Below are 23,584 nucleotides of genomic sequence, written 5' to 3'. Positions count from 1 at the left end.
CTTTGCTGCACGTCTCTTTCTGCTTTCCCGACCCTTACCCCGCTAAGCATTTACATTATGTGATTATTCAAATCAGATTTTACTTGTCTTTCTTCTTGGCGTAATGATAATCACTATCATTGAAGTTTTACCTTTCTTTGCATCAGTTGACAGTCAATAACGTTTAAGGGTTTTTACATGTTTGTCCCATTTCTCATTATGTTACGCGAAGGACTTGAAGCCGCGCTGATTGTCAGCCTGATCGCCAGCTACCTGAAACGTACCCAACGCGCACGCTGGTTTGGCGTGATGTGGATCGGCGTATTCCTCGCCGCCGCGCTATGCCTGGCGCTCGGCATCGTCATCAACGAAACCACCGGTGAATTTCCGCAAAAAGAGCAGGAGCTGTTCGAAGGTATTGTCGCGGTGATCGCCGTGGTGATCCTCACCTGGATGGTGTTCTGGATGCGTAAAGTGTCGCGCAACGTCAAGGTGCAGCTGGAGCAGGCGGTGGATGCCGCCTTGCAGAAGGGGAACCGCCACGGTTGGGCGCTGGTAATGATGGTGTTCTTTGCCGTCGCGCGTGAAGGGCTGGAATCGGTCTTTTTCCTGCTGGCGGCGTTCCAGCAGGACGTCGGCATCTGGCCGCCCATTGGCGCGCTGGCCGGACTCGCCACGGCGGTGGTGCTCGGCTTTTTACTCTACTGGGGCGGTATTCGTCTCAATATGGCGGCGTTTTTCAAATGGACCAGCCTGTTTATCTTGCTGGTGGCCGCCGGGCTGTCGGCAGGTGCCATCCGGGCGTTTCATGAAGCCGGGCTGTGGAATCACTTCCAGGACGTGGCGTTCGATATGAGCAACACGCTCAGCACGCATACGCTGTTCGGGACGCTGCTGGAAGGCATCTTTGGCTATCAGGAAGCGCCGAGCGTCAGCGAAGTGGCGGTGTGGTTTATCTATCTGATCCCGGCGCTGGTGCTGTTTGCACTGCCGCCGCGCACCGGCACGCAGCCATCGCGCATGGCACCGTAGTCATTAACTAAAAATTATCTCGCGTAGTTACAACATACTATTTAAGGGAAAGGTCATGGCAATTCATTTTCGTCGTACAGCGTTACAGGCTGGTATTGCAACGCTGCTGTCCTGCGCATTTGCAGCGCAGGCCGCGGATGTCCCGCAGGTAAAAGTCACGGTTAACGATAAGCAGTGTGAGCCGATGACCCTCACGGTGAACGCCGGTAAAACGCAGTTTGTGATCTTAAACCACAGCCAGAAAGCGCTGGAGTGGGAGATCCTCAAAGGCGTGATGGTGGTGGAAGAGCGCGAAAACATCGCCCCTGGCTTTAGCCAGAAACTGACCGCCAACTTACAGCCCGGCGAATACGACATGACCTGTGGGCTGCTGACCAACCCGAAAGGCAAGCTTATCGTCAAAGGCGAGGCTACCGCCGATGCCGCGCAGGGCAACAGCCTGCTCAGCCTGAGCGGTGCGATCACCGATTATAAAACCTACGTCACCAAAGAGATGGATGGTCTGGTTGCCGGCACCAAAGCCTTCACCGATGCTGTAAAAGCCGGTGACCTCGAAAAAGCGAAATCTCTGTACGCGCCGACCCGTCAGCATTACGAACGTATCGAGCCAATCGCCGAGCTGTTCTCCGATCTGGATGGCAGCATCGATGCCCGCGAAGATGACTACGAGCAGAAAGCCGCCGATCCGAAATTCACCGGTTTCCACCGTCTGGAAAAAGCGCTGTTTGGCGACAACACCACCAAAGGCATGGAGCAGTATGCCGATCAGCTCAACCGCGACGTGCTGGAACTGCAAAAACGCATCAGTGAACTGGCGTTCCCGCCATCAAAAGTGGTGGGTGGGGCAGCGGGCCTGATTGAAGAAGTGGCCGCCAGCAAAATCAGCGGTGAAGAAGATCGCTACAGCCACACTGACCTGTGGGATTTCCAGGCCAACATTGATGGCGCGCAGAAGATCGTTGACCTGCTGCGTCCACAACTGCAAAAAGGCAACAGCGAACTGCTGACTAAAGTGGATGCGAACTTTAAAAAGGTCGATACCATTCTGGCGAAATACCGTACCAAAGACGGTTTCGAAACCTATGACAAACTGACCGACGCCGATCGTAATGCCCTGAAAGGCCCGATCACCACGCTGGCAGAAGATCTGGCGCAGCTGCGCGGTGTGCTGGGTCTGGATTAAGCAAAAATGAACCACGATGATGATTACGGCGTCAGCGAGCCATCGCGCCGCCGGTTATTGAAGAGTATGGGCGCGCTGGGAGGCGCGCTGGCGCTGACCGGCGGATGTCCGGCTCACGCGGCTAAAGCGCAGAGCGCGCCGGGTACGGTTTCTCCCGATGCGCGCATGGAGACGCAGCCGTTTTATGGCGCGCATCAGGCGGGCATTCTGACGCCGCAACAGGCATCGATGATGCTGGTGGCGTTTGACGTGCTGGCGAGCGATAAAGCGGATTTGCAGCGGTTATTCCGTCTGTTGACGCAGCGCATCGCGTTTCTGACCACCGGCGGACCGGCACCGGATACGCCGAACCCGCGTCTGCCGCCGACGGATTCCGGCATTCTCGGGGAATTTATCGCCCCAGATAATCTGACCATTACCGTCTCGCTCGGCAAATCGCTGTTCGACGAGCGTTTCGGGCTGGCCGCCCATGCGCCGCGCAAACTGCAAAAAATGACGCGGTTTCCGAATGACTCGCTGGATGCCGCGCTGTGCCATGGCGACCTGCTGCTGCAAATCTGCGCCAATACCGCTGACACGGTGATCCACGCGCTGCGTGACATTATCAAATACACGCCGGATTTACTCAGCGTGCGCTGGAAACGGGAAGGCTTTATTTCCGCCCATGCGGCGCGCAGTCATGGCAAGGAAACGCCGATTAATCTGCTGGGCTTTAAAGACGGCACCGCCAATCCGGACAGTAAAAACGCGGCACTGATGAACGACGTAGTATGGGTCCAGGCCAGTCAGGATGAACCGGCCTGGACCGCAGGCGGCAGCTATCAGGCGGTGCGCATCATTCAATTCCATGTGGAATTCTGGGATCGCACGCCGCTGAAAGAGCAGCAGACCATTTTTGGTCGTGACAAGCACAGCGGGGCGCCGCTGGGTATGCAGCACGAACACGACGTGCCGGATTACAGCCGCGATCCGGATGGCGATGTGATCGCCCTCGACAGCCATATCCGGCTGGCGAATCCGCGCACGCCGCAAACCCAGTCCAGCCTGATGATGCGCAGGGGTTACAGCTATTCACTCGGGGTCACCCATTCCGGGCAGCTGGATATGGGGCTACTGTTTGTCTGCTATCAGCATGATTTAGAAAAGGGATTCCTGACGGTGCAGAAGCGACTCAACGGTGAAGCGCTGGAGGAGTACATCAAGCCCATCGGCGGCGGTTATTTCTTCGCGTTGCCGGGCGTGCCAGACGCGGATCATTATCTGGCGCAGGCGTTACTGGAAGCCTGATCCCGCTCACCCTGTCGATCATGGCAGGGTGTTTTCCCCGCTTTGTTGTATTTGTTCACAATTTTTTGCCGCACTCGCCATCATTTTTTTGTATGAGCAACTCATTGTTATATTTCTGTAATATAAATGTCAGATGCTCTCTGTAACAAAAGGCGCGTTTTTGGTTATAAATAAGTAATTGCAATGTTGCAGCTATGCTAAATTAAAGTGTAGTGACAGCAGACAGTGTTCCCGGCAGTGATAGGTTGTTTCACTATGGAGATCGCGAATGGTAAGGTCCTGTACCGGACATAGCAGTAAATCATCCCGCAAATCCCGGTGCGGTAGTACCTCTACCGGCAATGACTTTCTCACCGCGCTGTTTTCCACCCCTTCCGAAATCCCTGATGTATCCGATGCGGCAGATGTCTTATCTGGTCGTTCTGCGGCGTCATCTCCAAAAGCAAGCAATGATGGCTTAAAAGGAAGCCAAACCTCAGACGTTCGTGCGCATAATCGCGTCGCAGTCGACGCGTGTGATGTAAACCAACAACTCAAGGTGCTATCCATGGGAAGACAAAAAGCAGTGATCAAAGCTCGTCGTGAAGCAAAACGTGTGCTGAGACGGGATTCGCGCAGTCATAAACAGCGTGAAGAAGAATCGGTCACCTCGCTTGTGCAGATGAGTGGCGTAGAATCAATTGGCATGGCCCGGGACTGCCGTGATAATTCACCAATTGCCGCGCGCAATGAAGCTCAGGCGCACTACCTGAATGCTATTGAGAGTAAATCCCTTATTTTCGCAACCGGAGAAGCCGGTTGCGGAAAAACCTGGATTAGCGCAGCGAAAGCGGCGGAGGCCCTCATTCATAAGGATGTGGAGAGGATTATCGTCACCCGACCGGTCCTGCAAGCTGATGAAGATCTTGGCTTCTTACCCGGCGACATCTCGGAGAAGTTCGCTCCTTACTTCCGGCCAGTCTACGATGTGCTGGTCAAACGCCTGGGAGCGTCCTTTATGCAATACTGCCTGCGACCCGAAATTGGCAAGGTGGAAATCGCGCCGTTCGCCTATATGCGCGGACGTACATTTGAAAATGCGGTCGTCATTCTTGACGAGGCTCAGAACGTGACCGCTGCGCAAATGAAAATGTTTTTGACGCGCCTCGGGGAAAACGTGACCGTCATCGTTAACGGTGATATTACCCAGTGTGATTTGCCGTCGGGCGTTAAGTCCGGCCTGAGCGACGCGCTGGCACGTTTTGAGGAAGATGAAATGGTCGGTATCGTTCGCTTTACGACCGACGATTGCGTTCGCTCGGCCCTCTGCCAGCGCACCCTGAAAGCGTATTACTGACACGCCACTATTGATGACAAAGCCCGGAATTACCGGGCTTTGCTTTTTGTGAGGCAAAATCAGGACGAAAAAAAAGCCCGTACATCAGTACGAGCTCTTCTTTATATGTGGCGGTGAGAGAGGGGTTCGAACCCTCGATACGTTGCCGTATACACACTTTCCAGGCGTGCTCCTTCAGCCACTCGGACACCTCACCGTATTGTTTCGCTACCGTCCCGCAGGGGGCAACGGGGCGCTACTATAGGGAGTCAGGCTACATCGGTCAAGCAGATTTTCTGCTTTGGCGTGTGACTGGTTAAGGAACAGGCATCTCCCACCGTTTGCCCCTGAGCGGCGCTTAGCGTTGCGAATCGAGAATGTCGTTATTTTTAACGACCTCCTGCGCCTTGCTGTAGCTTTCCATCAGTAACTGATAAGCCGGGAAGATGAGGGTATACACCTCCGCCCACTGGGCGGCGTCGTTACGGTTCCAGCTGCCCTGAATTTCTGACGCGACCGCCGCCGTATCCATAGGCACCACCCCTGCCTGCACAATACGCGCCAGGGTAATTTCCTGCGCCATCTTGCTGTAAGTGCCGGAGGCGTCAATGACCGCAAAGACTTTATAACCCTCGGCCACAGCGCTGATAGACGGAAACGCCATGCAGACGCTGGTGATGGTGCCCGCGATGATCAACGTTTTTCGCCCGGTGGCTTTTACCGCTGCCACAAAGTCCGGGTTGTCCCAGGCATTAATTTCGCCTTTGCGCGCCACATACTGCGCGTGCGGCGCGGCGGCATGGATCTCCGGGATCAGTGGACCATTCGGCCCCTGGGGCACGGATGCCGTGGTGATCACCGGAATTTCTGCCAGCGTGGCGATTTTTGCCAGCGCCGTAGCCCTGGCGCGCAGTTCAGTCATTGGCATATCGCCGACGGTCTGGAACAGCCCACTCTGATGATCGATAAGCAACATCACCGCATCATTCGCATCAATGACGGGACGAGCGCCATTGAAATTTGCCGGATTAGACATTTTGATCTCCTCACTATTACGCGTTGGGCTGACCGAAGCGGCCAGCGTTAAAATCACGAACGGCTTCCGTGATTTCAGTTTTCGTGTTCATGACAAAAGGACCGTAACCCACAATAGGTTCGTTTAATGGCTCGCCCGCCATCAGCAATACGCTGGCATTGCTGCTGGCAGTAAGATGCACCTTACTGCCGGTCTGACTGAGGACGACAAGCTGCGCTTCACTGGCCTGCGCGCTCCCATTGACGGTAACGCTGCCTTCCACAACCACTAGCGCCGTGCTCCAGCCTTCCGGCTGATCCACCGCCAGCGTTGTGCCTTCACGCAGCGACACATCCCAGACGTTCAGGGGCGAAAAGGTGTGTGCCGGGCCTGAGATTTCACCATAGCGACCAGCAATGACCCGCAGCATGCCGCCGTTATTGGGGAGGGTGATCACCGGGATCGCGCTTTTCGTGAGGCTCTGATAGCCGGGCGAGGTCATTTTGTCTTTTGCAGGCAGGTTTACCCACAGCTGGATCATTTTCAGCTCTCCCCCCTGACTGGCGAAGCGAGCAGAGTGAAACTCCTGGTGCAAAATGCCAGACCCTGCGGTCATCCACTGCACATCACCGGGGCCGATCACGCCGCCCTGGCCGGTCGAGTCGCTGTGCTCCACTTCACCGGCATAGACAACAGTGACGGTTTCAAAACCACGATGGGGATGCTCACCCACGCCGCGCTGCTGACCATCCGAGGGGAACGTCCAGGGTCCGGCGTAGTCCAGCAGCAAAAAAGGGCTGAGTGACTTGCCGTGAGTCGGGTAGGAAAACAGCGAGCGAACCGGGAAACCATCACCGACCCAGTGTTGTTGAGGCGCGGGATAAACGCCGACGATCTTTTTCATGATCCTCTCCAGGTAGTCTGTTGATAAGCATTAGCTTAGAATCGCGGCTAATATTGCGGTAGATAGCAAAAATCACACTCACTGTTCCAAAAATGGAACGACAGGAAACGTATGCAGGATCTCAATGATTTCGCGTGGTTTGTGAAAGTGGTGGAGCATGGCGGTTTCGCGGCAGCGGGGCGGGCATACGATCAGCCCAAATCTAAACTGAGTCGCCGCATTGCGCAGCTGGAAGAGCGGCTTGGCGTGCGTCTGATCCAGCGCACGACGCGGCAGTTTACCGTGACCGAGGTGGGCCAGACGTTTTACCGGCATTGTAAAGCGATGCTGGTAGAGGCAGAGGCGGCGCAGGAAGCGGTAGCGGCGTTGCAGGCTGAACCGCGAGGCACCGTCAGGATCACCTGTCCAATCACACTGTTACACGTGCATGTGGGGCCTATGCTGGCGCGTTTTATGGTGCGTTATCCGGGCGTTGAGCTTCATCTGGAAGCCACCAACCGGCGGGTCGATCTGGTCGGTGAGGGCGTGGATGTGGCGATCCGTGTGCGCACTGCGCCGTTTAACGACAGCGAGTTAGTGTTGCGGGTGCTGGCGGATCGGGGGCAGTGTCTGGCCGCCAGCCCCGAGCTTGTGGCGCGCCGGGGTGAACCGCTCATGCCGGCGGACCTGAGCGACTGGCCCGCCCTGAGTCTGGGGGCGGGTAAACAGATCCATAAATGGGATCTTTGTGGCCCGGCTGGCACGAAAGCAGAAATTCAGTTTACGCCGCGGTTTATTACCACCGATATGCTGGCACTGCGCGAGGCAGCGGTGGGGGGGGTTGGCGTGGTGCAACTGCCGATCCTGATGGTGAAAGACCAGCTGGCGTCCGGCGAACTGGTGAAAGTGCTGCCTGGGTGGGAACCGCGTCGGGAAGTGATCCATGCGGTGTATCCCTCAAGACGAGGACTTCTGCCTTCGGTGCGCGCGCTGGTGGATTTTCTGGTGGAAGAGTATGAACGTCTGGTGGAGGAGTGAGGGCGTAACATGCAAAAAAAAAGCCCGTACGTCAGTACGAGCTCTTCTTAAAATATGGCGGTGAGGGAGGGGTTCGAACCCTCGATACGTTGCCGTATACACACTTTCCAGGCGTGCTCCTTCAGCCACTCGGACACCTCACCATATTGTCATCCCGTTGTTGCTGGGACGGCGCTAATGTAGGGAAATCCTTACGCAGCGTCAATCACCTTTTTCAATAAAGTAGCGCGTTTAGACAAACTTCCAGCAACCTGCTTCTTAATCGCGCTGGAATTGATTTTTTTATCGGCAGCGCAGAGAGCCACGCGAAGAGGAATAAATTTGGTAAGCTGCTAACCTGATAAATCGCATCGAAAAAGCGCCATGCGCTGGCTGTCATTTCCGCGCTCAACGAAAACAGCGCAATAACTTCTGGAGTCGATATGGATATTCTGTTCTGGCATCCGACCTTTGATACCCAATACTGGTTGACCGAACTCAAACGCGTACTGCCACAGGCGCGTATCCGTGAGTGGAAACCGGGTGATGATGCGCCTGCCGATTACGCGCTGGTCTGGCATCCTCCCGTCGAAATGCTGCAAGGGCGGGAACTGAAAGGCGTGTTCTCGCTGGGGGCCGGCGTCGATGCCATTCTCAGTAAACTGAAAGCGCATCCGGAAATGCTGTTGCCGTCGGTGCCGCTGTTTCGGCTGGAAGATACCGGCATGGGGCTGCAAATGCAGGAGTATGCCACAAGCCAGGTGCTGCACTGGTTCCGCCGCTTTGATGATTATCAGGCGCTGAAACAGCAGGCAAAATGGCAGCCGCTGGAAGAGTATAAGCGCGAAGACTTTACCGTCGGCGTGCTTGGCGCGGGCGTGCTGGGGGCGAAAGTGGCGGAAAGCCTGCAAGAGTGGGGCTTCCCGCTGCGCTGCTGGAGCCGCAGCCGTAAAACGTGGCCGGGCGTCGCCAGCTTTGCCGGTGATGCGGAACGCGCCGAGTTTTTACGCGGCACGCGCGTGCTGATCAACCTGCTGCCGCATACTGCGGAAACCGAGGGCATCATTAATCTCGCGTTGCTTAACCAGCTCGCCGACAACAGCTATTTCCTGAATCTGGCGCGCGGTGCGCATGTGGTGGAAGCCGATCTCATCCAGGCGCTCGACAGCGGCAAGCTGAAGGCGGCGATGCTGGATGTCTTTAGTCAGGAGCCGCTGCCGGAAACCAGCCCCCTGTGGGCACATCCCCGTGTGGCAATGACTCCGCACATTGCCGCGGTGACGCGCCCGCTGGAAGCCATTGCCTCTGTTGCCTGGACCATTGAGCAGCTCGAGGCAGGCCAGCCGGTCTCCGGTCAGGTGGATCGGGTACGCGGATACTGAGGATCGCCCGGCCATGGCCGGGTTTTCATTATAAAGGCGGGCGATATTTGCTATCCTTGCGGAAATCACCAGAGGAGAGTTTCATGTATCCCGTTGACCTGCACATGCACACCGTCGCCAGCACCCACGCCTATAGCACGCTTCATGACTATATCGCCATCGCCAAAAGTAAAGGCCTGAAGCTTTTTGCTATTACCGATCACGGCCCTGATATGGCGGATGCCCCGCACTACTGGCACTTTGTCAATATGCGTATCTGGCCGCGCGTGGTGGAGGGCGTCGGGATCCTGCGCGGTATCGAAGCCAATATCAAAAATACCGCCGGGGAGATCGACTGCACCGGGCCGATGCTCCCCGCGCTCGATCTGATCATCGCCGGTTTTCATGAGCCGGTCTTTGCCCCGCAGGATCAGGCGACCCATACCGAAGCGATGATTGCCACCATGGCCAGCGGCAATGTGCACATCATCAGCCATCCGGGTAATCCAAAATATCCTGTTGATATTAAGGCTGTTGCGGAAGCTGCCGCCCACTATCAGGTGGCGCTCGAGATCAATAACTCCTCGTTTATTCACTCCCGCAAAGGCAGTGAAGCCAACTGCCGGGCGATTGCCGCCGCCGTGCGTGACGCGGGCGGCTGGGTGGCGCTGGGATCTGATTCTCACACCGCCTTTTCGCTGGGTGATTTTACCGAATGCCGTAAAGTGCTGGATGACGTTAACTTCCCGGAAGATCGTATTCTTAACGTTTCCCCGCGCCGTCTGCTGAACTTCCTTGAATCGCGCGGCATGCCGCCGATCCCTGAATTTGCTGAATTTTAATGTCTGTTATGGAATCAACTAATGAATGAGTTTTCAATCCTCTGCCGTATGCTGGGCTCGCTATACTATCGTCAGCCGCAGGATCCGGTGCTGGCCCCGCTCTACACGCTGATCCGCGAGGGCAAGCTGGCAGAGAACTGGCCGCTGGAGCAGGACGAACTGCTGGCGCGCTTACAGGCCAGCGCGGATCTGCCCGCGCTGACGGCAGACTACGAGGCGCTGTTTACTGGCGACGACTGCAAGGTGTCGCCGTACCGCAGCGCATGGGCAGAGGGGGCAACAGAGGCGGATGTCAGGGCGTTTTTAACCGCGCGCGGTATGCCGTTAACCGACGCGCCTGCCGATCATTTTGGCCTGCTGCTGCTGGCGGCATCCTGGCTGGAAGATAACGCGGGCGAGGACGAGAGCGAAGCGCTGGAAACCCTGTTTGGTGAATACCTCCTGCCGTGGTGCGGGACGTTCCTCGGTAAGGTTGAAGCCCATGCCACTACGGCGTTCTGGCGTACCATGGCCTCTCTGACGCGCGATGCGCTGGCAGCGATGTGGGACGATTTGCAGGACGATACCGCAGAATAATGTGATCATCATCACTTATTTAATGTAACGAGTGATTCGTTATTACAAATAACGTGCGTGAGATCTCATCCCGCAGGCGCGTATCTGCTAAGATGCGCGCCATGAACATACTCTTTTCAATCGCACTCACCACCGGCATTCTCTCTGCACTTTGGGGCTGGGTGGCTGTCTCTCTGGGGCTGTTAAGCTGGGCGGGTTTTCTCGGCTCGACGGCCTATTTCGCCTGTCCACAGGGTGGACTAAAAGGTTTAGTGATCAGCCTGTGCACGCTGTTAAGCGGTGTCGCATGGGCGCTGCTGATCATTCACAGCAGCGCCATGCTGCCGCAGCTGACCATCGCCGGCTATGCGATCACCGGTGTGGTGGCCTTTCTGATGTGTATACAGGCAAAAAATGTGCTGCTGTCATTTGTCCCTGGCACCTTCATTGGCGCCTGCGCGACGTTTGCAGGGCAGGGCGACTGGCGTTTAGTATTGCCGTCGTTAATGGTCGGCTTGCTGTTTGGTTTCGCGATGAAAAACAGTGGACTGTGGCTGGCGATGCGGCGGGAAAAGCAGCGGCAGAATACCGTGACGGCGGAATAAAAAAGGCGTGACGAAAGCCGCCACGCCCGCGCACATTATTATTATCAGGACTCAGGTGGCACGGCCATCTGCCGGTATTTCTGCAGCACCGCATTTTTCACTTCACCAGGGCTTTGCAAATCCCACAGCCCGCGATCGATACCATCATTGATGAGGAAGATCACGCCGGTTTCAATGGCTGACATCAGACACAGCATCACCGGTTCATTGGCGGTGTAACCAATTTCCCCTTCCAGTAAACGCTGGTAATCAATGAAGCGGAAAACGCCTGCCTGCACTTCATAAGACAAAATGGTTTTGCTGGTGTTAACCGATGAAAGGATCTCGCCAGTGCTGACGTTGACCACACGCAGGTTTACCGCCACCTGATCGAGCTGGTATTGCGTATCGCCGCCAATCCCGAAGTACCGCGCCCCCACGCCGCCCGATTTCACATTGCTTTCATAGCCAATGATGGAGCCTTCGATCATGACGTTTGCCGCGGTCAGCGACTGCAACGGAACGCGGTTATTCATCGCGACCGTGCCGTTTTCCTGGGCTGCGCGGATGATTTTGCGTTCGTTAAGCAGGTTTTGCAGCCCCTGACGCTCCAGCGGCACAAACCAGCGGGAATCTTTCAGTGCCGTCACCAGCATCGCCGTGGCGCTTTGCGGCACCGCCGTGGAGAAGTTACTCGCCGGATAGGCTTTAAACTGCCCGGTTTCATCCTGGATGTTATATACCGAAACAAAAACTTTGCCGGCGGGCGGTGGCAAATGCGTTAAATCGCGAAAGCTTTGCGCCCTCGGCATCAGGGTCGGTTTGGCCGCTTCTTTCGGCGGGGCGGTTAAGCATCCGCTAAGTAAACACACCGCCAGTAGAATAAGTAAGCGCTGCATAATGAGTGTCCTGTAGTAGCTGTGTGTTAAAAGTCGGTCGAATTGGTTTGCAAACCTGAAACCTGAATAGTCGATGTTTTGCCTGTTTTGCGGTCGGTAACGTTCAGCTGTAATTGACCATCTTTATTGGCAATATCAACAATAAAATCGGCGGTGACCATGCGCCCCGGTTTCCCGGTATTAATATTGGTCAGCAATCCCCCTAACAGCTGCGACTGAATAGCCTGGGTAAAATTATCCAGCGCTGACGGGGCTTCAATACCAAAGTCGTCTTTGTAGCTGGGATCCTTATAAGAATTTTGCGCCTGGGCGCTATTCAGTAAAAAAGCGCCATTATTTGGATTTCCTCCAAAATTAGGATTTCGAAACTGAAACGTCATATTTCCCGCCCAGGTTTGCGGGGAAATAAGCATAAGCGTGACAACGGCACAGGCGATACGCATAACAGCCTCCGGAAAGATTATTGTGTTTTAGAATTCGTCTTGTGCGAGATCGCCGGTACTGAGCAAAACCTGATCAATTTGCCGGCGTTCCAGTGCTTCTTCGGTTTGCGCTATCGCGATATTGACGTTGTTGTCGAAATCGCGTTTGGTCGGAAATAAAAAGGTCTGAAAAACCAGATCCTGATTAACCGTAATAGTGATCCAGCTGCCCCAGCGCGCACTTGGGCGTTCATTAATGGTTAAATTCCCCGTATAACTGCTTTCCCATTTATCGCTAAATGCACGATAGAAATCGTGTCCCACCGATGACACCGTATGGTCGGTCAGCAATCCCGGCACTTCCACTTCAACGGCGTGCAGGTTCCCGGAAGCCAGCAGAAGCTCTGCGGCTGCAAGCCAGGCTATGTAAGGTTTCATGATGCTAACGCCTGAGGTTATCGTTAGCCCAGGACACCGCCTGCGTGCGATTTTTTACCGAGATCTTTTTAAACAAGTTATACAGATGGGTTTTAACCGTGTTTTCGCTGATAAACAGGGCGCGGGCGATCTCAATATTCGAGGCGCCGATGCGCAGCTTATTGAGGATCTCTTTCTCACGGTGGGTGAGCAGAGCGGACTCAGCGCTGTTATAGCGATAGTTACCCGAGTGGGTAATGAGGTAGCTGGCCAGTTTTTGTGAGAAGTAACATTCGCCGCGTTGGACGCTTTGCAGGCCGTCAACCACATGCGATTCATCTTCAGTCACATAAAAAACCCCATTGATATGAGGCCAGTTTTCAATGTCGCGGAAAGGGTATTCATCGGGGGTATTCAGTAACAACAATTTTATGCTATTGTTTTTGCGACTTAAATTTTCCTGCCAGTACTGGATAAGTTTTTTATCCGCTTCCATCATATCAAATAAGATCACACTACCAGGATTAATATCATCCAGAGATCGTTGAATATTATGGAGTTTCCCTGTAACTGCCAGGGAGTTTTTTAAATGTTGTAATAAAGCTGTAGCCTGTAATGAGGGTTTCGTGATCAACAGGATAGACTGACCATGTAAACTCTGGACTTCATTAAACATGATTAAACTCCGCTTTTAGGTACATCCGCCGTCTATCGCCATAACAATATGGTGACCCAGAAGTACTGACAGATGTTGAACTGCTGTGTGTAGAAAAATAATAAACCCGCAATGGGTGAAATTAACAAAGTGAAAACATACTGCTGATTTCAATCTAGTCATTACTAACCTTAAATCAAGTGTTAAACATGTAAGCGAATGTAAAATTAAATTAAATTATGTGTTTTTATCTGTGACTTGTAGTTTGATTTTAATGGTTAAGTTGTACAAGTTAATACGTGTGTATCAAATTTGTTGAGCAACAAACCTCCTCTAACTTTTTGATATATAAGTCGATATATTAAATATGTTAAAAAATAGATGCGCAATAATATAAAATGACCATTTTCATTTTTTAATGCCTCGATTTGGTGAAGAAAAAAAGTGTGCTGGTGACAATTTTTCGAAATATGTGCTTTACGATCGGCTTACGTTTCAGCCTAAAGGGTGTAAATAGCCTTTTGGTACGATAAAGGTATTATCCTTTAGCAATAACTGTGACAGCCACCCAATGCACCTGACAATGTTTTTTATACGTCTCATACTTTGAGGTGAGTATTTTTTAAAAAATACGAATCACAGGTGAGATATTTAAGAAATTTCTCCAGACATACTCTCCACTGTTACGAGGCGTTAACAAGTATTGTAATAAGTTAACGACCCCGGCAGACATTAATTATGCAAGATAATCAGGTCCAGGTGACAGCATGAAAAACAGACTGTTATTTATGGTGTTGGCAATGTTGGGTGCGCCTGGAATTACCTTAGCAGCGAGTTACGATCTGGCAGCCTCAGAATATAACTTTGCTGTGAATGAACTGAGCAGGGCTTCTTATAACAAAGCAGCCATTATCGGTCAGCAGGGTAACAATAACAGCGCTCAGCTAACGCAGGAAGGATCCAAATTACTGGCGGTCGTTTCACAGGATGGTGGAAATAACCGGGCCCAGGTACAGCAGTCAGGAAATTATAACCTTGCGTATGTCGATCAAACGGGTAATTCCAACGATGCGTCTATTACGCAAGGGGCTTACGGTAATACCGCAATGATTATCCAGAAAGGCTCGGGTAACAGGGCGAATATTACGCAATATGGAACACAAAAAACAGCAGTCGTAGTGCAGAGGCAGTCGCAAATGACTATTCGCGTTACCCAACGTTGAAAGCATTGAGACGCATACATATCAATCCGATGGGGGTTTACCATGAAATTTATCAAAGTGGCAGTTGTAGCAGCGATCGTAGTTTCTGGCGGTGCGTTTGCAGGCTCTATTCCTCAGTATGGTCACGGCGGTCACAACAGCGGCCCGAATTCTGAAATGAGCATTTATCAGTATGGTAGCACCAACGCTGCGCTGGCACTGCAAACGAACGCCCGTGATTCCAGCCTGTCAATTACCCAGAATGGCAGCGGCAACGGTGCTGATGTTGGACAGGGCTCGGATGACAGCGTCATCGAACTGACGCAGACGGGATCACGCAACAATGCCACTATTGACCAGTGGAACAGCCGCGACTCAGACATCAACGTCAATCAGCACGGGGTGCTGAACGGCGCGCTGGTTAACCAGACTGCATCTAACTCCTGGGTGGAAGTCCGTCAGGTTGGTTTTGGCAACAACGCCACGGCTAACCAGTACTAAGTTTTCGCTGTGTAAAAGAACAGGGCTGCGGCCCTGTTTTTTTTCATTGGGAGAAAAGTATGCATCCCTTCTTATTATTGGCGGCGCTGTCCAGTCAGATCACCTTTGATACCGTGCGGGATGGCGAGATCTACACGATCACCCCGCAGGTAACGCTGACGCAGAGCTGCGTCTGTCAGGTGCAGATTAGCGCGGAACGCAGCGGTAAAAGCGGAAAGAGCACGACCCGGCAGACCCGCACCATCCATTTTAGCGCTAATCAATTAACCTCTTTATCCCGTATTAGCATGAACATTTCCACGCAGGATTCGGCAAACATCACCGTGACGATTGCCGACGGGTCTCACTTGCAGCTGTCGCGGGAGTGGTCCCCGGAAGAGAAAATGTGACCCACAACAAGGCATTGCTTTCAGGATGTGATAATTTGTGTTTTATAGTAAATTTTCTTAACAATTAACGATCATTTTAACTTGTTTTATTAACCACTCGCGGTAAAGCCTGAATTTCATCACCTCATGGACGACTGACTAATGGGGATTAAAAATGGCGATCAGAGGCAAGAGAATTTTTACCGGGTTGTGCATTATCTCCGCGCTCGGTAGCGGCATGGTTAGTGCGGCTACCGGCGGCAGGATTGAGATACACGGTGCCATCGTTGAATCGCCTTGCGGCGTTAAAATGCTGGGCAATGATGTTGAACTGTCCTGTTACACCCAGGGAAAGGTGCGTACCCGGCAGATGTCGTTACGGAAACTGGAGCGTCCTTCAGGCCAGTTTGAAAATATCGAACAAGTAAAAATGAGCTATGTAAATCCGCAACATACCGCTGCCATTCTGACCGTTACCTATCAATAGCCTCTTTTATCGCCATGCATGTAAACCGTGCATGGCGCTGAATAACGCTGCCAGACGTTTTCTCGCTGCTGTACACTTACCCTAATGAACGAGGTTAAGAGAGGCGAACATGAACTCGCGAATAAAAGTCATTAAAGGTGACATCACCACCCAACAGGTGGATGTCATAGTCAATGCGGCAAATCCCTCTTTGCTGGGCGGTGGCGGGGTGGATGGCGCTATCCATCGTGCAGCGGGTCCGGCATTACTGGAGGCCTGTAAAGTGGTGCGTCAGCAGCAGGGGGAATGCCCGCCCGGTCATGCCGTGATCACCCTGGCAGGCGAGTTACCGGCGAAAGCAGTGATCCATACCGTCGGTCCGGTCTGGCAGGGTGGCGAGCACCACGAAGCGCGACTGCTGGAAGATGCCTATCGCAACAGCCTGAAGCTGGCGGAGGCAAACGGCTATCACTCGATTGCCTTTCCGGCCATCAGCACCGGGGTATACGGCTATCCGAAAGCGGCGGCGACCGAAATTGCGGTAAATACAGTTTCAGAATATCTAACCCGTCGCCCTTCGTTTGGCGAGGTATACTTTGTCTGTTATGACGATGAAACTACCCGACTTTACCAGCGTCTCCTTACCCAACACGGAGAGGAACCCGGCGCATAATACACGACTGGGGCTGGCTATTGCCCCGGTCTGTGCGGCGCATCCTGGTGAATGCGGTTTACTGGTGCTGGATGACAGCCTTGACGCTTTTGCCGCGCGTTACCGGCTGGTGGAAATGGCCGAACGCACCCTTGATATTCAGTACTATATTTGGGAAGACGATATGTCCGGGCGGCTGCTGCTGTCCGTGATCCTCGACGCTGCCAGCCGTGGCGTAAAAGTACGCCTGCTGCTGGACGACAACAATACTGTCGGTATGGATGGTACGCTGCGCATCCTGGACGCGCATCCAAACGTCGAACTGCGTTTATTCAATCCTTTCTCTTTTCGTACCCTGCGGGCCCTCGGCTATCTTACTGATTTCGCGCGTCTTAACCGGCGTATGCACAACAAAAGCTTCACGGTTGATGGTGAGGTGACGCTGGTGGGCGGCAGAAACATCGGCGATGCCTATTTTGGCGCGGGGGAGCAGCCGCTGTTTACCGATCTCGATGTGCTGGCTATTGGGCCGGTCGTTGCGGACGTGAGCCATGATTTTGAGCGTTACTGGACCTGTAAATCTGTTTCTACTCTCCAGGATGTGCTGGATATTCCTGAAGAAGAGATCGAGGAGCATATCCGTATCCCGGAATCCTGGTACAGCGATGTCACCGCAAAGCGTTATCTGAACAAGCTGGAATCTACCCGCTTCGGCACGCTGCTGGAGACGAACTCGCTACCGCTGATGTGGGCAAAAACGCGCCTGCTGAGCGACGATCCTCGCAAAGGGCAGGGCAGAGCGCGCAATCATACGCTGTTGCCGCAGCGCCTGGTGAATGTCATGGGTATGCCGGAGCAGCAAATAGACATCTGTTCCGCTTATTTTGTCCCGACCCGCTCCGGTGTGGCGCAACTGCTGCAACTGGTGCGCAAAGGCGTCAAAATCGCCATTCTCACCAATTCGCTGGCAGCTAATGATGTGGCCGTCGTGCATGCCGGTTACGCCCGCTGGCGCAAAAAATTATTACGACATGGCGTGGAGCTGTATGAGCTTAAACCGACCCACGAAGGGGGCCGCCATCCTCATGACCGCGGCCTGACCGGTAACTCCGGCTCCAGTCTGCACGCCAAAACCTTCAGCATTGATGGCCGTAAAGTTTTTATTGGCTCGTTTAATTTCGATCCGCGCTCGGCGATGCTGAATACGGAAATGGGCTTTGTTATCGACAGCGAGCAGCTGGCGGCGCGGGTCCACCAGCGTTTTCTGCAAAGTCAGCGCGATATGGCGTGGGAATTACGGCTCGATCGCTGGGGAAGAGTCAACTGGATCGAGCAGAAAGACGGCGTGGAGATTGTCCATAAAAAAGAGCCTAAGACCCGCTTCTGGCAGCGTCTGCTGGTACGTTTCGTCTATCGGCTGCCGGTAGAGTGGCTACTCTGAACGACGAGTAGCCACGCAGGTTTCAGGCCTCGCTTTTCACCGGCTGCTGTTGCGGCTTACCCGAGAACAGGAAACGCAGCAGCGGAATGCGCAGATGCACTTCGTAAAGGATCAGCGCCCCACCCACCACAAACACCAGCCCTGTCAAAAAGCCCAGCAGATTCGAATGGATGTGCGGAGTGATCCATGCGCCATAAAACAGCGTTAACGGATGGTGCACCAGATAAATAAACAGTGAGGCATTCACAAAATAGGTGACGCGTGTGGACTGGAAGTTCAGCAGGCGATGCCCGAACGAAAAGACCACGTTCACCATCCACAGCCCCAACACCATTGTGATCACGCTTTCCGTTTCATACATCCAGCCGTCGCCACTCCCGTACCGCTGATTGAGGAGATAGGCGCAAAACGCCAGCGCCGATCCCAGCAGGCAGGCGGGGGAGGGGGTAATAAACAGATCTTTCAGGCGTGGACTGATGAACGCCAGTGCGCCCAGCAGGAAGAAGGGCACGTAAAACAGCGTCTGCATCACGGTGAAGTTAAACAGTCCATCGCTGAGGACAGGCGACCAGGTAATCAACAAGGTGCGGCGCAGGGCGGCGTAAAGCACGCCAAGCAGCAAGAACAGCAGCGTGAGTTTGCCCATGCCGATGTCGGGAAAGAATTTTCCGGGTTTCAGACGGCGCTGGATCACGCCAAACAGCCAGACACCCAGCGTGGTCAGTACCACCAGCACCAGCAGGAACCACAGATGCGAAACCAGTTCCCAAATCAGCGTGTTGTATTTGTCATAGGCCGACAGCGTATGCCAGCTCTCCGTTTTGCCTTTAACATGCTGCAACATCATAAACTGCGGCAGAGTCAGCAGCGGAATGGCCGTTAACATCGGAATGCCGACACGCTCGACGCGCACTTTCCACCAGCGTTTCACCGGATAGCGCAAAAAGAGCATATAAGAGAAGTAACCAGAGATGACAAAAAAGACCTGCATCCGGAATGAATGAATAAAATCATTAAACAGGGTGAGGCCCCACGACGGTGTGGCGCTGTTAATGTGCCAGATATGACTGGAGTAGATAAGTGAGATATGAAAGGGGATTCCGAGTAACATCAACCACGCGCGGATGGAATCCAGAAAATACTCACGCTGTGCAGGGATTTTGTTCATATAACTCCATGCAGTATCAGACTTTTCGCCTTATTCCGTAGGCTAAATAAAGGGTACATTCGGTGGCAACCCTACACTAACTAAAACAATCTGTCTCCAGGATAAACGCGTAATTGATAATGGTGGACTTTCATTTGCTTACACACTGAGCCAGCACGCGAACAAAGCCGGGATTAAGTTGTCGGAATGCCAGAACTTCCATTAAAATGGATGGATCGATTTAAGCACACAAAGGGGGAAGTGCTTAGTTATATGAAACATAAACAACAAGTGATGAAAATGCGTTGGTTAGGCGCAGCGGTACTGTTATCCCTGTACTCCTCATCGGGCTGGGCTTTTACCCTCGATGACGTAGCAAAACAGGCACAGTCTTTAGCCGGTAAAGGCTATGAAGCCCCTAAAAGCAACCTGCCTTCTGTGTTCCGTGAGATGAAATACGCGGACTATCAGCAGATCCAGTTCAATCACGAGAAAGCCTACTGGAATAACGTTAAAACCCCATTCAAGCTCGAGTTCTATCATCAGGGTATGTATTTCGACACGCCGGTCACTGTCAATGAAGTGACGTCAACTGCGGTCCGTAAAATCAAATACAGCCCGGATTACTTCAATTTCGGCAACGTTCAGCATGACAAAGACACCGTCAAAGACCTGGGTTTTGCCGGGTTTAAAGTGCTGTATCCAATCAACAGCAAAGATAAAAATGACGAAATCGTCAGTATGCTGGGCGCCAGCTATTTCCGCGTCATTGGCGCAGGGCAAACCTATGGCCTGTCGGCCCGTGGTCTGGCGATTGACACCGCGCTGCCCTCCGGTGAAGAGTTCCCGCGTTTTCGTGAATTCTGGATCGAGCGTCCAAAACCGACGGACAAACGCCTGACGATTTATGCGCTGCTGGATTCCCCGCGGGCAACCGGTGCTTATCGTTTTGTGATCATTCCAGGTCGCGATACCGTGGTGGATGTACAGTCGAAAGTCTATCTGCGTGACAAAGTGGGCAAGCTGGGCGTGGCACCGCTGACCAGTATGTTCCTGTTCGGGCCAGGGCAGCCGTCGCCGGCGACCAACTTCCGCCCGGAACTGCACGACTCTAACGGTCTGTCGATTCATGCCGGTAATGGCGAATGGATCTGGCGTCCGCTGAATAACCCGAAACACCTGGCCGTCAGCAGCTATGCGATGGAAAACCCGCAGGGCTTTGGCCTGTTGCAACGTGGCCGTCAGTTCTCCCGCTTTGAAGATCTGGACGATCGCTACGATCTGCGTCCGAGCGCCTGGGTGACCCCACAGGGCGACTGGGGCAAAGGTAAAATCGAGCTGGTTGAAATCCCGACCAACGACGAAACCAACGACAACATCGTGGCGTACTGGACCCCGGATCAGCTTCCTGAGCCGGGTAAAGAGATGAACTTCAAGTACAGCATCACGTTCAGCCGCGATGAAGACAAGCTGCATGCGCCGGACAACGCCTGGGCGCTGCAAACTCGCCGCTCTACCGGCGATGTGAAGCAATCTAACCTTATCCGTCAACCGGATGGCACCATTGCTTTCGTCGTGGACTTCGTAGGCCAGGATATGAAAAAACTGCCGCAGGATACCCCTGTCACTGCGCAGGCCAGTATTGGCGATAACGGTGAAATCGTTGAAAAAGCCGTGCGTTATAACCCGGTAACCCATGGCTGGCGTTTAACCCTGCGCGTGAAGGTGAAAGATCCGAAAGCGACGACCGACATGCGTGCTGCGCTGGTAAATGGCGAGCAGCCGCTGAGTGAAACCTGGAGCTATCAGCTACCTGCCAATGAATAAGACTACTGAGTATATCGACGCGCTGCCGCTTTCTGATATTGAGAAAGCGGCGCTGCCGACCACGGACCTCCGCGCCGTGCACGAAGCGCTGGATGCTGAGCACCGTCATTTCGAGCGGGACGATGACACCCCGCTCGGCTCGGTGCAGACGCGTCTGCAACAGGTCTGGCCCGAGTCGCTTGGCGAAGGTCAACTGATCAAAGATGACGAAGGGCGTACCCAGCTTGAGGCGATGCCGAAAGCCACGCGTTCTTCTATGTTTCCTGAGCAGTGGCGCACCAACCCGATTGGTCGTTTCTGGGATCGTCTGCGCGGTCGCGATGTGCCGCCGCGCTACCTGTCCCGGTTGACCAAAGAGCAGCAAGAGAGCGAAAAGCAGTGGCGAATGATGGGCACCGTCCGTCGTTACATTTTGCTGCTGCTGACGATCTCCCAGACGGTCGTTGCCACCTGGTACATGAAAACCATCCTGCCTTATCAGGGCTGGGCGCTGATCAACCCGACTGATATGGTGGGCCAGGACCTGCTGGTGTCAGCCATGCAGCTGCTGCCATACGTGCTGCAAACCGGCATCCTGATCCTGTTTGCGGTGCTGTTCTGCTGGGTATCCGCCGGATTCTGGACGGCGCTGATGGGCTTCTTACAGCTGCTCATCGGCAAAGACAAATACAGCATTTCGCACTCTACGGTCGGGGATGAACCGCTTAATCCAGAACACCGTACCGCGCTGATCATGCCGATCTGTAACGAAGACGTGGATCGCGTTTACGCGGGTCTGCGCGCGACCTGGGAATCGGTCAAGGCTACCGGCAATGCCGCGCACTTTGACGTCTATATCCTGAGCGACAGTTACAACCCGGATATTTGCGTGGCCGAGCAGAAAGCCTGGATGGAGCTGATCGCGGAAGTGCAGGGCGAAGGGCAGATTTTCTATCGTCGTCGTCGCCGTCGCGTGAAACGCAAAAGCGGTAACATCGATGACTTCTGCCGTCGCTGGGGTAATCAATACAGCTATATGGTGGTGCTGGACGCCGACTCCGTAATGACCGGCGACTGCCTGAGCGGTCTGGTGCGTCTGATGGAAGCCAATCCGAACGCCGGTATTATTCAGTCCTCGCCGAAAGCGTCGGGCATGGATACGCTGTATGCGCGCTGCCAGCAGTTCGCCACCCGCGTTTATGGCCCGCTGTTTACCGCCGGGCTGCACTTCTGGCAACTGGGTGAATCCCACTACTGGGGTCACAACGCCATTATCCGCGTCAAGCCGTTCATTGAGCACTGTGCGCTGGCACCGTTGCCGGGTGAAGGCTCGTTTGCCGGCTCTATTCTGTCTCACGACTTTGTGGAAGCTGCGCTGATGCGTCGTGCGGGCTGGGGCGTGTGGATCGCTTACGACTTGCCGGGCTCTTATGAAGAGCTGCCGCCAAACCTGCTGGATGAACTCAAGCGTGACCGTCGCTGGTGTCACGGTAACCTGATGAACTTCCGCCTGTTCCTGGTGAAAGGGATGCACCCGGTACACCGTGCGGTGTTCCTGACCGGCGTGATGTCCTATTTGTCGGCACCGCTGTGGTTTATGTTCCTCGCACTGTCAACCGCCTTACAGGTAGTGCACGCGCTGACCGAACCGCAATACTTCCTGCAACCGCGCCAGCTGTTCCCGGTGTGGCCGCAGTGGCGTCCTGAACTGGCGATCGCGCTCTTTGCATCCACCATGGTGCTGCTGTTCCTGCCGAAACTGCTGAGTATCATTCTGGTGTGGTGCAAAGGTCCGAAAGAGTACGGTGGTTTCCTGCGCGTGACCTTATCGTTGCTGCTGGAAGTGCTGTTCTCCGTGCTGCTTGCGCCGGTGCGTATGCTGTTCCACACCGTGTTCGTGGTCAGCGCCTTCCTCGGCTGGGAAGTGGTCTGGAACTCGCCGCAGCGTGATGACGACTCCACCCCCTGGGGTGAAGCTTTCATGCGTCACGGCTCGCAGCTGCTGTTGGGTCTGGTGTGGGCCGCCGGAATGGCGTGGCTGGATCTGCGCTTCCTGTTCTGGCTGGCACCGATCGTCTTCTCGCTGATCCTCTCGCCATTCGTGTCGGTGATTTCCAGCCGCGCCACGGTGGGTCTGCGCACCAAACGCTGGAAACTGTTCCTGATCCCGGAAGAGTACTCCCCGCCGCAGGTGCTGGTGGATACCGATAAATATCTGACCATTAACCGTGCGCGTGCGCTGGACGATGGCTTTATGCACGCGGTGTTTAACCCGTCATTTAACGCCCTGGCCACGGCAATGGCGACGGCTCGTCACCGTGCCAGCCACGTGCTGGAGATCGCCCGCGATCGCCATGTGGAACAGGCGCTGAACGAAACGCCGGACAAACTGACGCGCGATCGTCGGCTGGTGCTGTTAAGCGACCCGGTCACGCTGTCACGCATGCATTATCGCGTGTGGGCGGCACCGGAGCGTTACTCGTCGTGGATCAGCCATTACGAAGCGCTACAGCTTAATCCGCAGGCGCTTAACGGTAAGTAAGCAGAACGTAACG

At 54.1% G+C, this 23,584-nt stretch carries 24 protein-coding genes and 2 tRNA genes; 17 read left to right on the top strand and 9 right to left on the bottom strand.

The window, feature by feature from the left end:
* The first annotated feature begins 177 nt into the window (after positions 1 to 177).
* From efeU to phoH, 4 genes are all read left to right on the top strand, one after another.
* A complete protein-coding gene (gene efeU, locus KW828_RS02175) occupies positions 178 to 1,011 on the top strand; it encodes an iron uptake transporter permease EfeU (protein WP_218334789.1) in 834 nt (277 codons plus the stop codon).
* Positions 1,012 to 1,066: 55 nt separating this feature from the next.
* A complete protein-coding gene (gene efeO, locus KW828_RS02170) occupies positions 1,067 to 2,194 on the top strand; it encodes an iron uptake system protein EfeO (protein WP_218334788.1) in 1,128 nt (375 codons plus the stop codon).
* Between the two features lie 6 nt (positions 2,195 to 2,200).
* The gene (gene efeB, locus KW828_RS02165) at positions 2,201 to 3,481 is read left to right on the top strand and encodes an iron uptake transporter deferrochelatase/peroxidase subunit (RefSeq protein WP_218334787.1); all 1,281 of its coding nucleotides are present in this window, start codon (positions 2,201 to 2,203) and stop codon (positions 3,479 to 3,481) included.
* 547 nt (positions 3,482 to 4,028) lie between these two features.
* Positions 4,029 to 4,817 carry a phosphate starvation-inducible protein PhoH gene (gene phoH, locus KW828_RS02160; protein WP_176400569.1) on the top strand — a complete coding sequence of 263 codons (789 nt, stop codon included), beginning with the start codon at positions 4,029 to 4,031 and terminating at the stop codon, positions 4,815 to 4,817.
* Between the two features lie 108 nt (positions 4,818 to 4,925).
* Here the strand turns inward: phoH and KW828_RS02155 are convergent.
* From KW828_RS02155 to KW828_RS02145, 3 genes are all read right to left on the bottom strand, one after another.
* Positions 4,926 to 5,013: transfer RNA gene (locus KW828_RS02155), tRNA-Ser, on the bottom strand.
* A gap of 141 nt (positions 5,014 to 5,154) precedes the next feature.
* The gene (locus tag KW828_RS02150) at positions 5,155 to 5,832 is read right to left on the bottom strand and encodes a hydrolase (protein WP_218334786.1); all 678 of its coding nucleotides are present in this window, start codon (positions 5,830 to 5,832) and stop codon (positions 5,155 to 5,157) included.
* Between the two features lie 16 nt (positions 5,833 to 5,848).
* The gene (locus tag KW828_RS02145; RefSeq protein WP_218334785.1) at positions 5,849 to 6,715 is read right to left on the bottom strand and encodes a pirin family protein; all 867 of its coding nucleotides are present in this window, start codon (positions 6,713 to 6,715) and stop codon (positions 5,849 to 5,851) included.
* Positions 6,716 to 6,826: 111 nt separating this feature from the next.
* Here KW828_RS02145 and KW828_RS02140 point away from each other — a divergent pair, with 111 nt between their 5' ends.
* Complete coding sequence (locus KW828_RS02140) at positions 6,827 to 7,732, top strand: LysR family transcriptional regulator (protein WP_218334784.1); 906 nt, start codon at positions 6,827 to 6,829, stop codon at positions 7,730 to 7,732.
* A 55-nt stretch (positions 7,733 to 7,787) separates the two neighbouring features.
* On the opposite strand, the gene KW828_RS02135 is transcribed toward KW828_RS02140, so the two are convergent.
* Positions 7,788 to 7,875 (bottom strand) — tRNA-Ser (locus tag KW828_RS02135).
* A 279-nt stretch (positions 7,876 to 8,154) separates the two neighbouring features.
* Here KW828_RS02135 and ghrA point away from each other — a divergent pair.
* The 4 genes from ghrA to KW828_RS02115 all read left to right on the top strand — a co-directional run bounded on the left by ghrA (position 8,155) and on the right by KW828_RS02115 (position 11,074).
* Positions 8,155 to 9,093, top strand: coding sequence for a glyoxylate/hydroxypyruvate reductase GhrA (ghrA, locus tag KW828_RS02130; RefSeq protein ID WP_218334783.1), 939 nt, complete (start codon positions 8,155 to 8,157; stop codon positions 9,091 to 9,093).
* A gap of 83 nt (positions 9,094 to 9,176) precedes the next feature.
* Positions 9,177 to 9,914, top strand: a complete 738-nt coding sequence (locus KW828_RS02125) for a phosphatase (protein WP_218334782.1) — start codon at positions 9,177 to 9,179, stop codon at positions 9,912 to 9,914.
* 21 nt (positions 9,915 to 9,935) lie between these two features.
* A complete protein-coding gene (locus KW828_RS02120) occupies positions 9,936 to 10,490 on the top strand; it encodes a molecular chaperone (RefSeq protein ID WP_218334781.1) in 555 nt (184 codons plus the stop codon).
* 101 nt (positions 10,491 to 10,591) lie between these two features.
* Complete coding sequence (locus KW828_RS02115) at positions 10,592 to 11,074, top strand: DUF1097 domain-containing protein (protein ID WP_218334780.1); 483 nt, start codon at positions 10,592 to 10,594, stop codon at positions 11,072 to 11,074.
* A gap of 44 nt (positions 11,075 to 11,118) precedes the next feature.
* On the opposite strand, the gene csgG is transcribed toward KW828_RS02115, so the two are convergent.
* From csgG to csgD, 4 genes are read right to left on the bottom strand one after another with little or no spacing between them, the layout of a single operon-like run.
* Positions 11,119 to 11,952: a curli production assembly/transport protein CsgG gene (gene csgG, locus KW828_RS02110; RefSeq protein WP_088219693.1), complete on the bottom strand. Its 834-nt coding sequence runs from the start codon at positions 11,950 to 11,952 to the stop codon at positions 11,119 to 11,121.
* 26 nt (positions 11,953 to 11,978) lie between these two features.
* A complete protein-coding gene (csgF, locus tag KW828_RS02105) occupies positions 11,979 to 12,395 on the bottom strand; it encodes a curli production assembly/transport protein CsgF (protein ID WP_218334779.1) in 417 nt (138 codons plus the stop codon).
* 27 nt (positions 12,396 to 12,422) lie between these two features.
* Positions 12,423 to 12,812, bottom strand: coding sequence for a curli production assembly/transport protein CsgE (gene csgE, locus KW828_RS02100; RefSeq protein WP_218334778.1), 390 nt, complete (start codon positions 12,810 to 12,812; stop codon positions 12,423 to 12,425).
* A 4-nt stretch (positions 12,813 to 12,816) separates the two neighbouring features.
* Positions 12,817 to 13,467: a biofilm master transcriptional regulator CsgD gene (gene csgD, locus KW828_RS02095; RefSeq protein ID WP_218334777.1), complete on the bottom strand. Its 651-nt coding sequence runs from the start codon at positions 13,465 to 13,467 to the stop codon at positions 12,817 to 12,819.
* A gap of 746 nt (positions 13,468 to 14,213) precedes the next feature.
* Here csgD and csgB point away from each other — a divergent pair.
* The 6 genes from csgB (at position 14,214) to KW828_RS02065 (ending at position 18,076) form a co-directional block, all read left to right on the top strand.
* Complete coding sequence (gene csgB / locus KW828_RS02090; RefSeq protein ID WP_218334776.1) at positions 14,214 to 14,669, top strand: curli minor subunit CsgB; 456 nt, start codon at positions 14,214 to 14,216, stop codon at positions 14,667 to 14,669.
* Positions 14,670 to 14,711: 42 nt separating this feature from the next.
* Positions 14,712 to 15,149, top strand: a complete 438-nt coding sequence (gene csgA / locus KW828_RS02085; protein WP_218334775.1) for a curli major subunit CsgA — start codon at positions 14,712 to 14,714, stop codon at positions 15,147 to 15,149.
* A 59-nt stretch (positions 15,150 to 15,208) separates the two neighbouring features.
* Entirely contained in the window at positions 15,209 to 15,538 is a 330-nt protein-coding gene (gene csgC / locus KW828_RS02080; protein WP_218334774.1) for a curli assembly chaperone CsgC, read from the top strand.
* A 154-nt stretch (positions 15,539 to 15,692) separates the two neighbouring features.
* Positions 15,693 to 16,004 carry a hypothetical protein gene (locus KW828_RS02075; protein WP_218334773.1) on the top strand — a complete coding sequence of 104 codons (312 nt, stop codon included), beginning with the start codon at positions 15,693 to 15,695 and terminating at the stop codon, positions 16,002 to 16,004.
* Between the two features lie 109 nt (positions 16,005 to 16,113).
* Positions 16,114 to 16,656, top strand: a complete 543-nt coding sequence (ymdB, locus tag KW828_RS02070; RefSeq protein ID WP_218334772.1) for an O-acetyl-ADP-ribose deacetylase — start codon at positions 16,114 to 16,116, stop codon at positions 16,654 to 16,656.
* Positions 16,589 to 18,076: a phospholipase D family protein gene (locus tag KW828_RS02065; protein WP_218334771.1), complete on the top strand. Its 1,488-nt coding sequence runs from the start codon at positions 16,589 to 16,591 to the stop codon at positions 18,074 to 18,076. Before ymdB ends, KW828_RS02065 begins: the two co-directional genes overlap by 68 nt.
* 22 nt (positions 18,077 to 18,098) lie before the next feature.
* Here KW828_RS02065 and mdoC read toward each other — a convergent pair whose 3' ends face one another.
* Positions 18,099 to 19,244, bottom strand: a complete 1,146-nt coding sequence (gene mdoC, locus KW828_RS02060) for a glucans biosynthesis protein MdoC (protein ID WP_218334770.1) — start codon at positions 19,242 to 19,244, stop codon at positions 18,099 to 18,101.
* A gap of 270 nt (positions 19,245 to 19,514) precedes the next feature.
* On the opposite strand from mdoC, the gene mdoG reads away from it, so the two are divergent.
* Positions 19,515 to 21,050 (top strand): glucans biosynthesis protein MdoG, encoded by a 1,536-nt coding sequence (gene mdoG, locus KW828_RS02055; protein WP_218335352.1) that lies wholly within the window; start codon positions 19,515 to 19,517, stop codon positions 21,048 to 21,050.
* Entirely contained in the window at positions 21,043 to 23,571 is a 2,529-nt protein-coding gene (mdoH, locus tag KW828_RS02050) for a glucans biosynthesis glucosyltransferase MdoH (protein ID WP_218334769.1), read from the top strand. Before mdoG ends, mdoH begins: the two co-directional genes overlap by 8 nt.
* Positions 23,572 to 23,584: the final 13 nt, after the last annotated feature.

This window comes from Enterobacter sp. ENT03 (genome assembly GCF_019218745.1).
GTDB lineage: Bacteria > Pseudomonadota > Gammaproteobacteria > Enterobacterales > Enterobacteriaceae > Enterobacter_D.
This window is presented reverse-complemented; position numbering and strand designations above follow the sequence as displayed.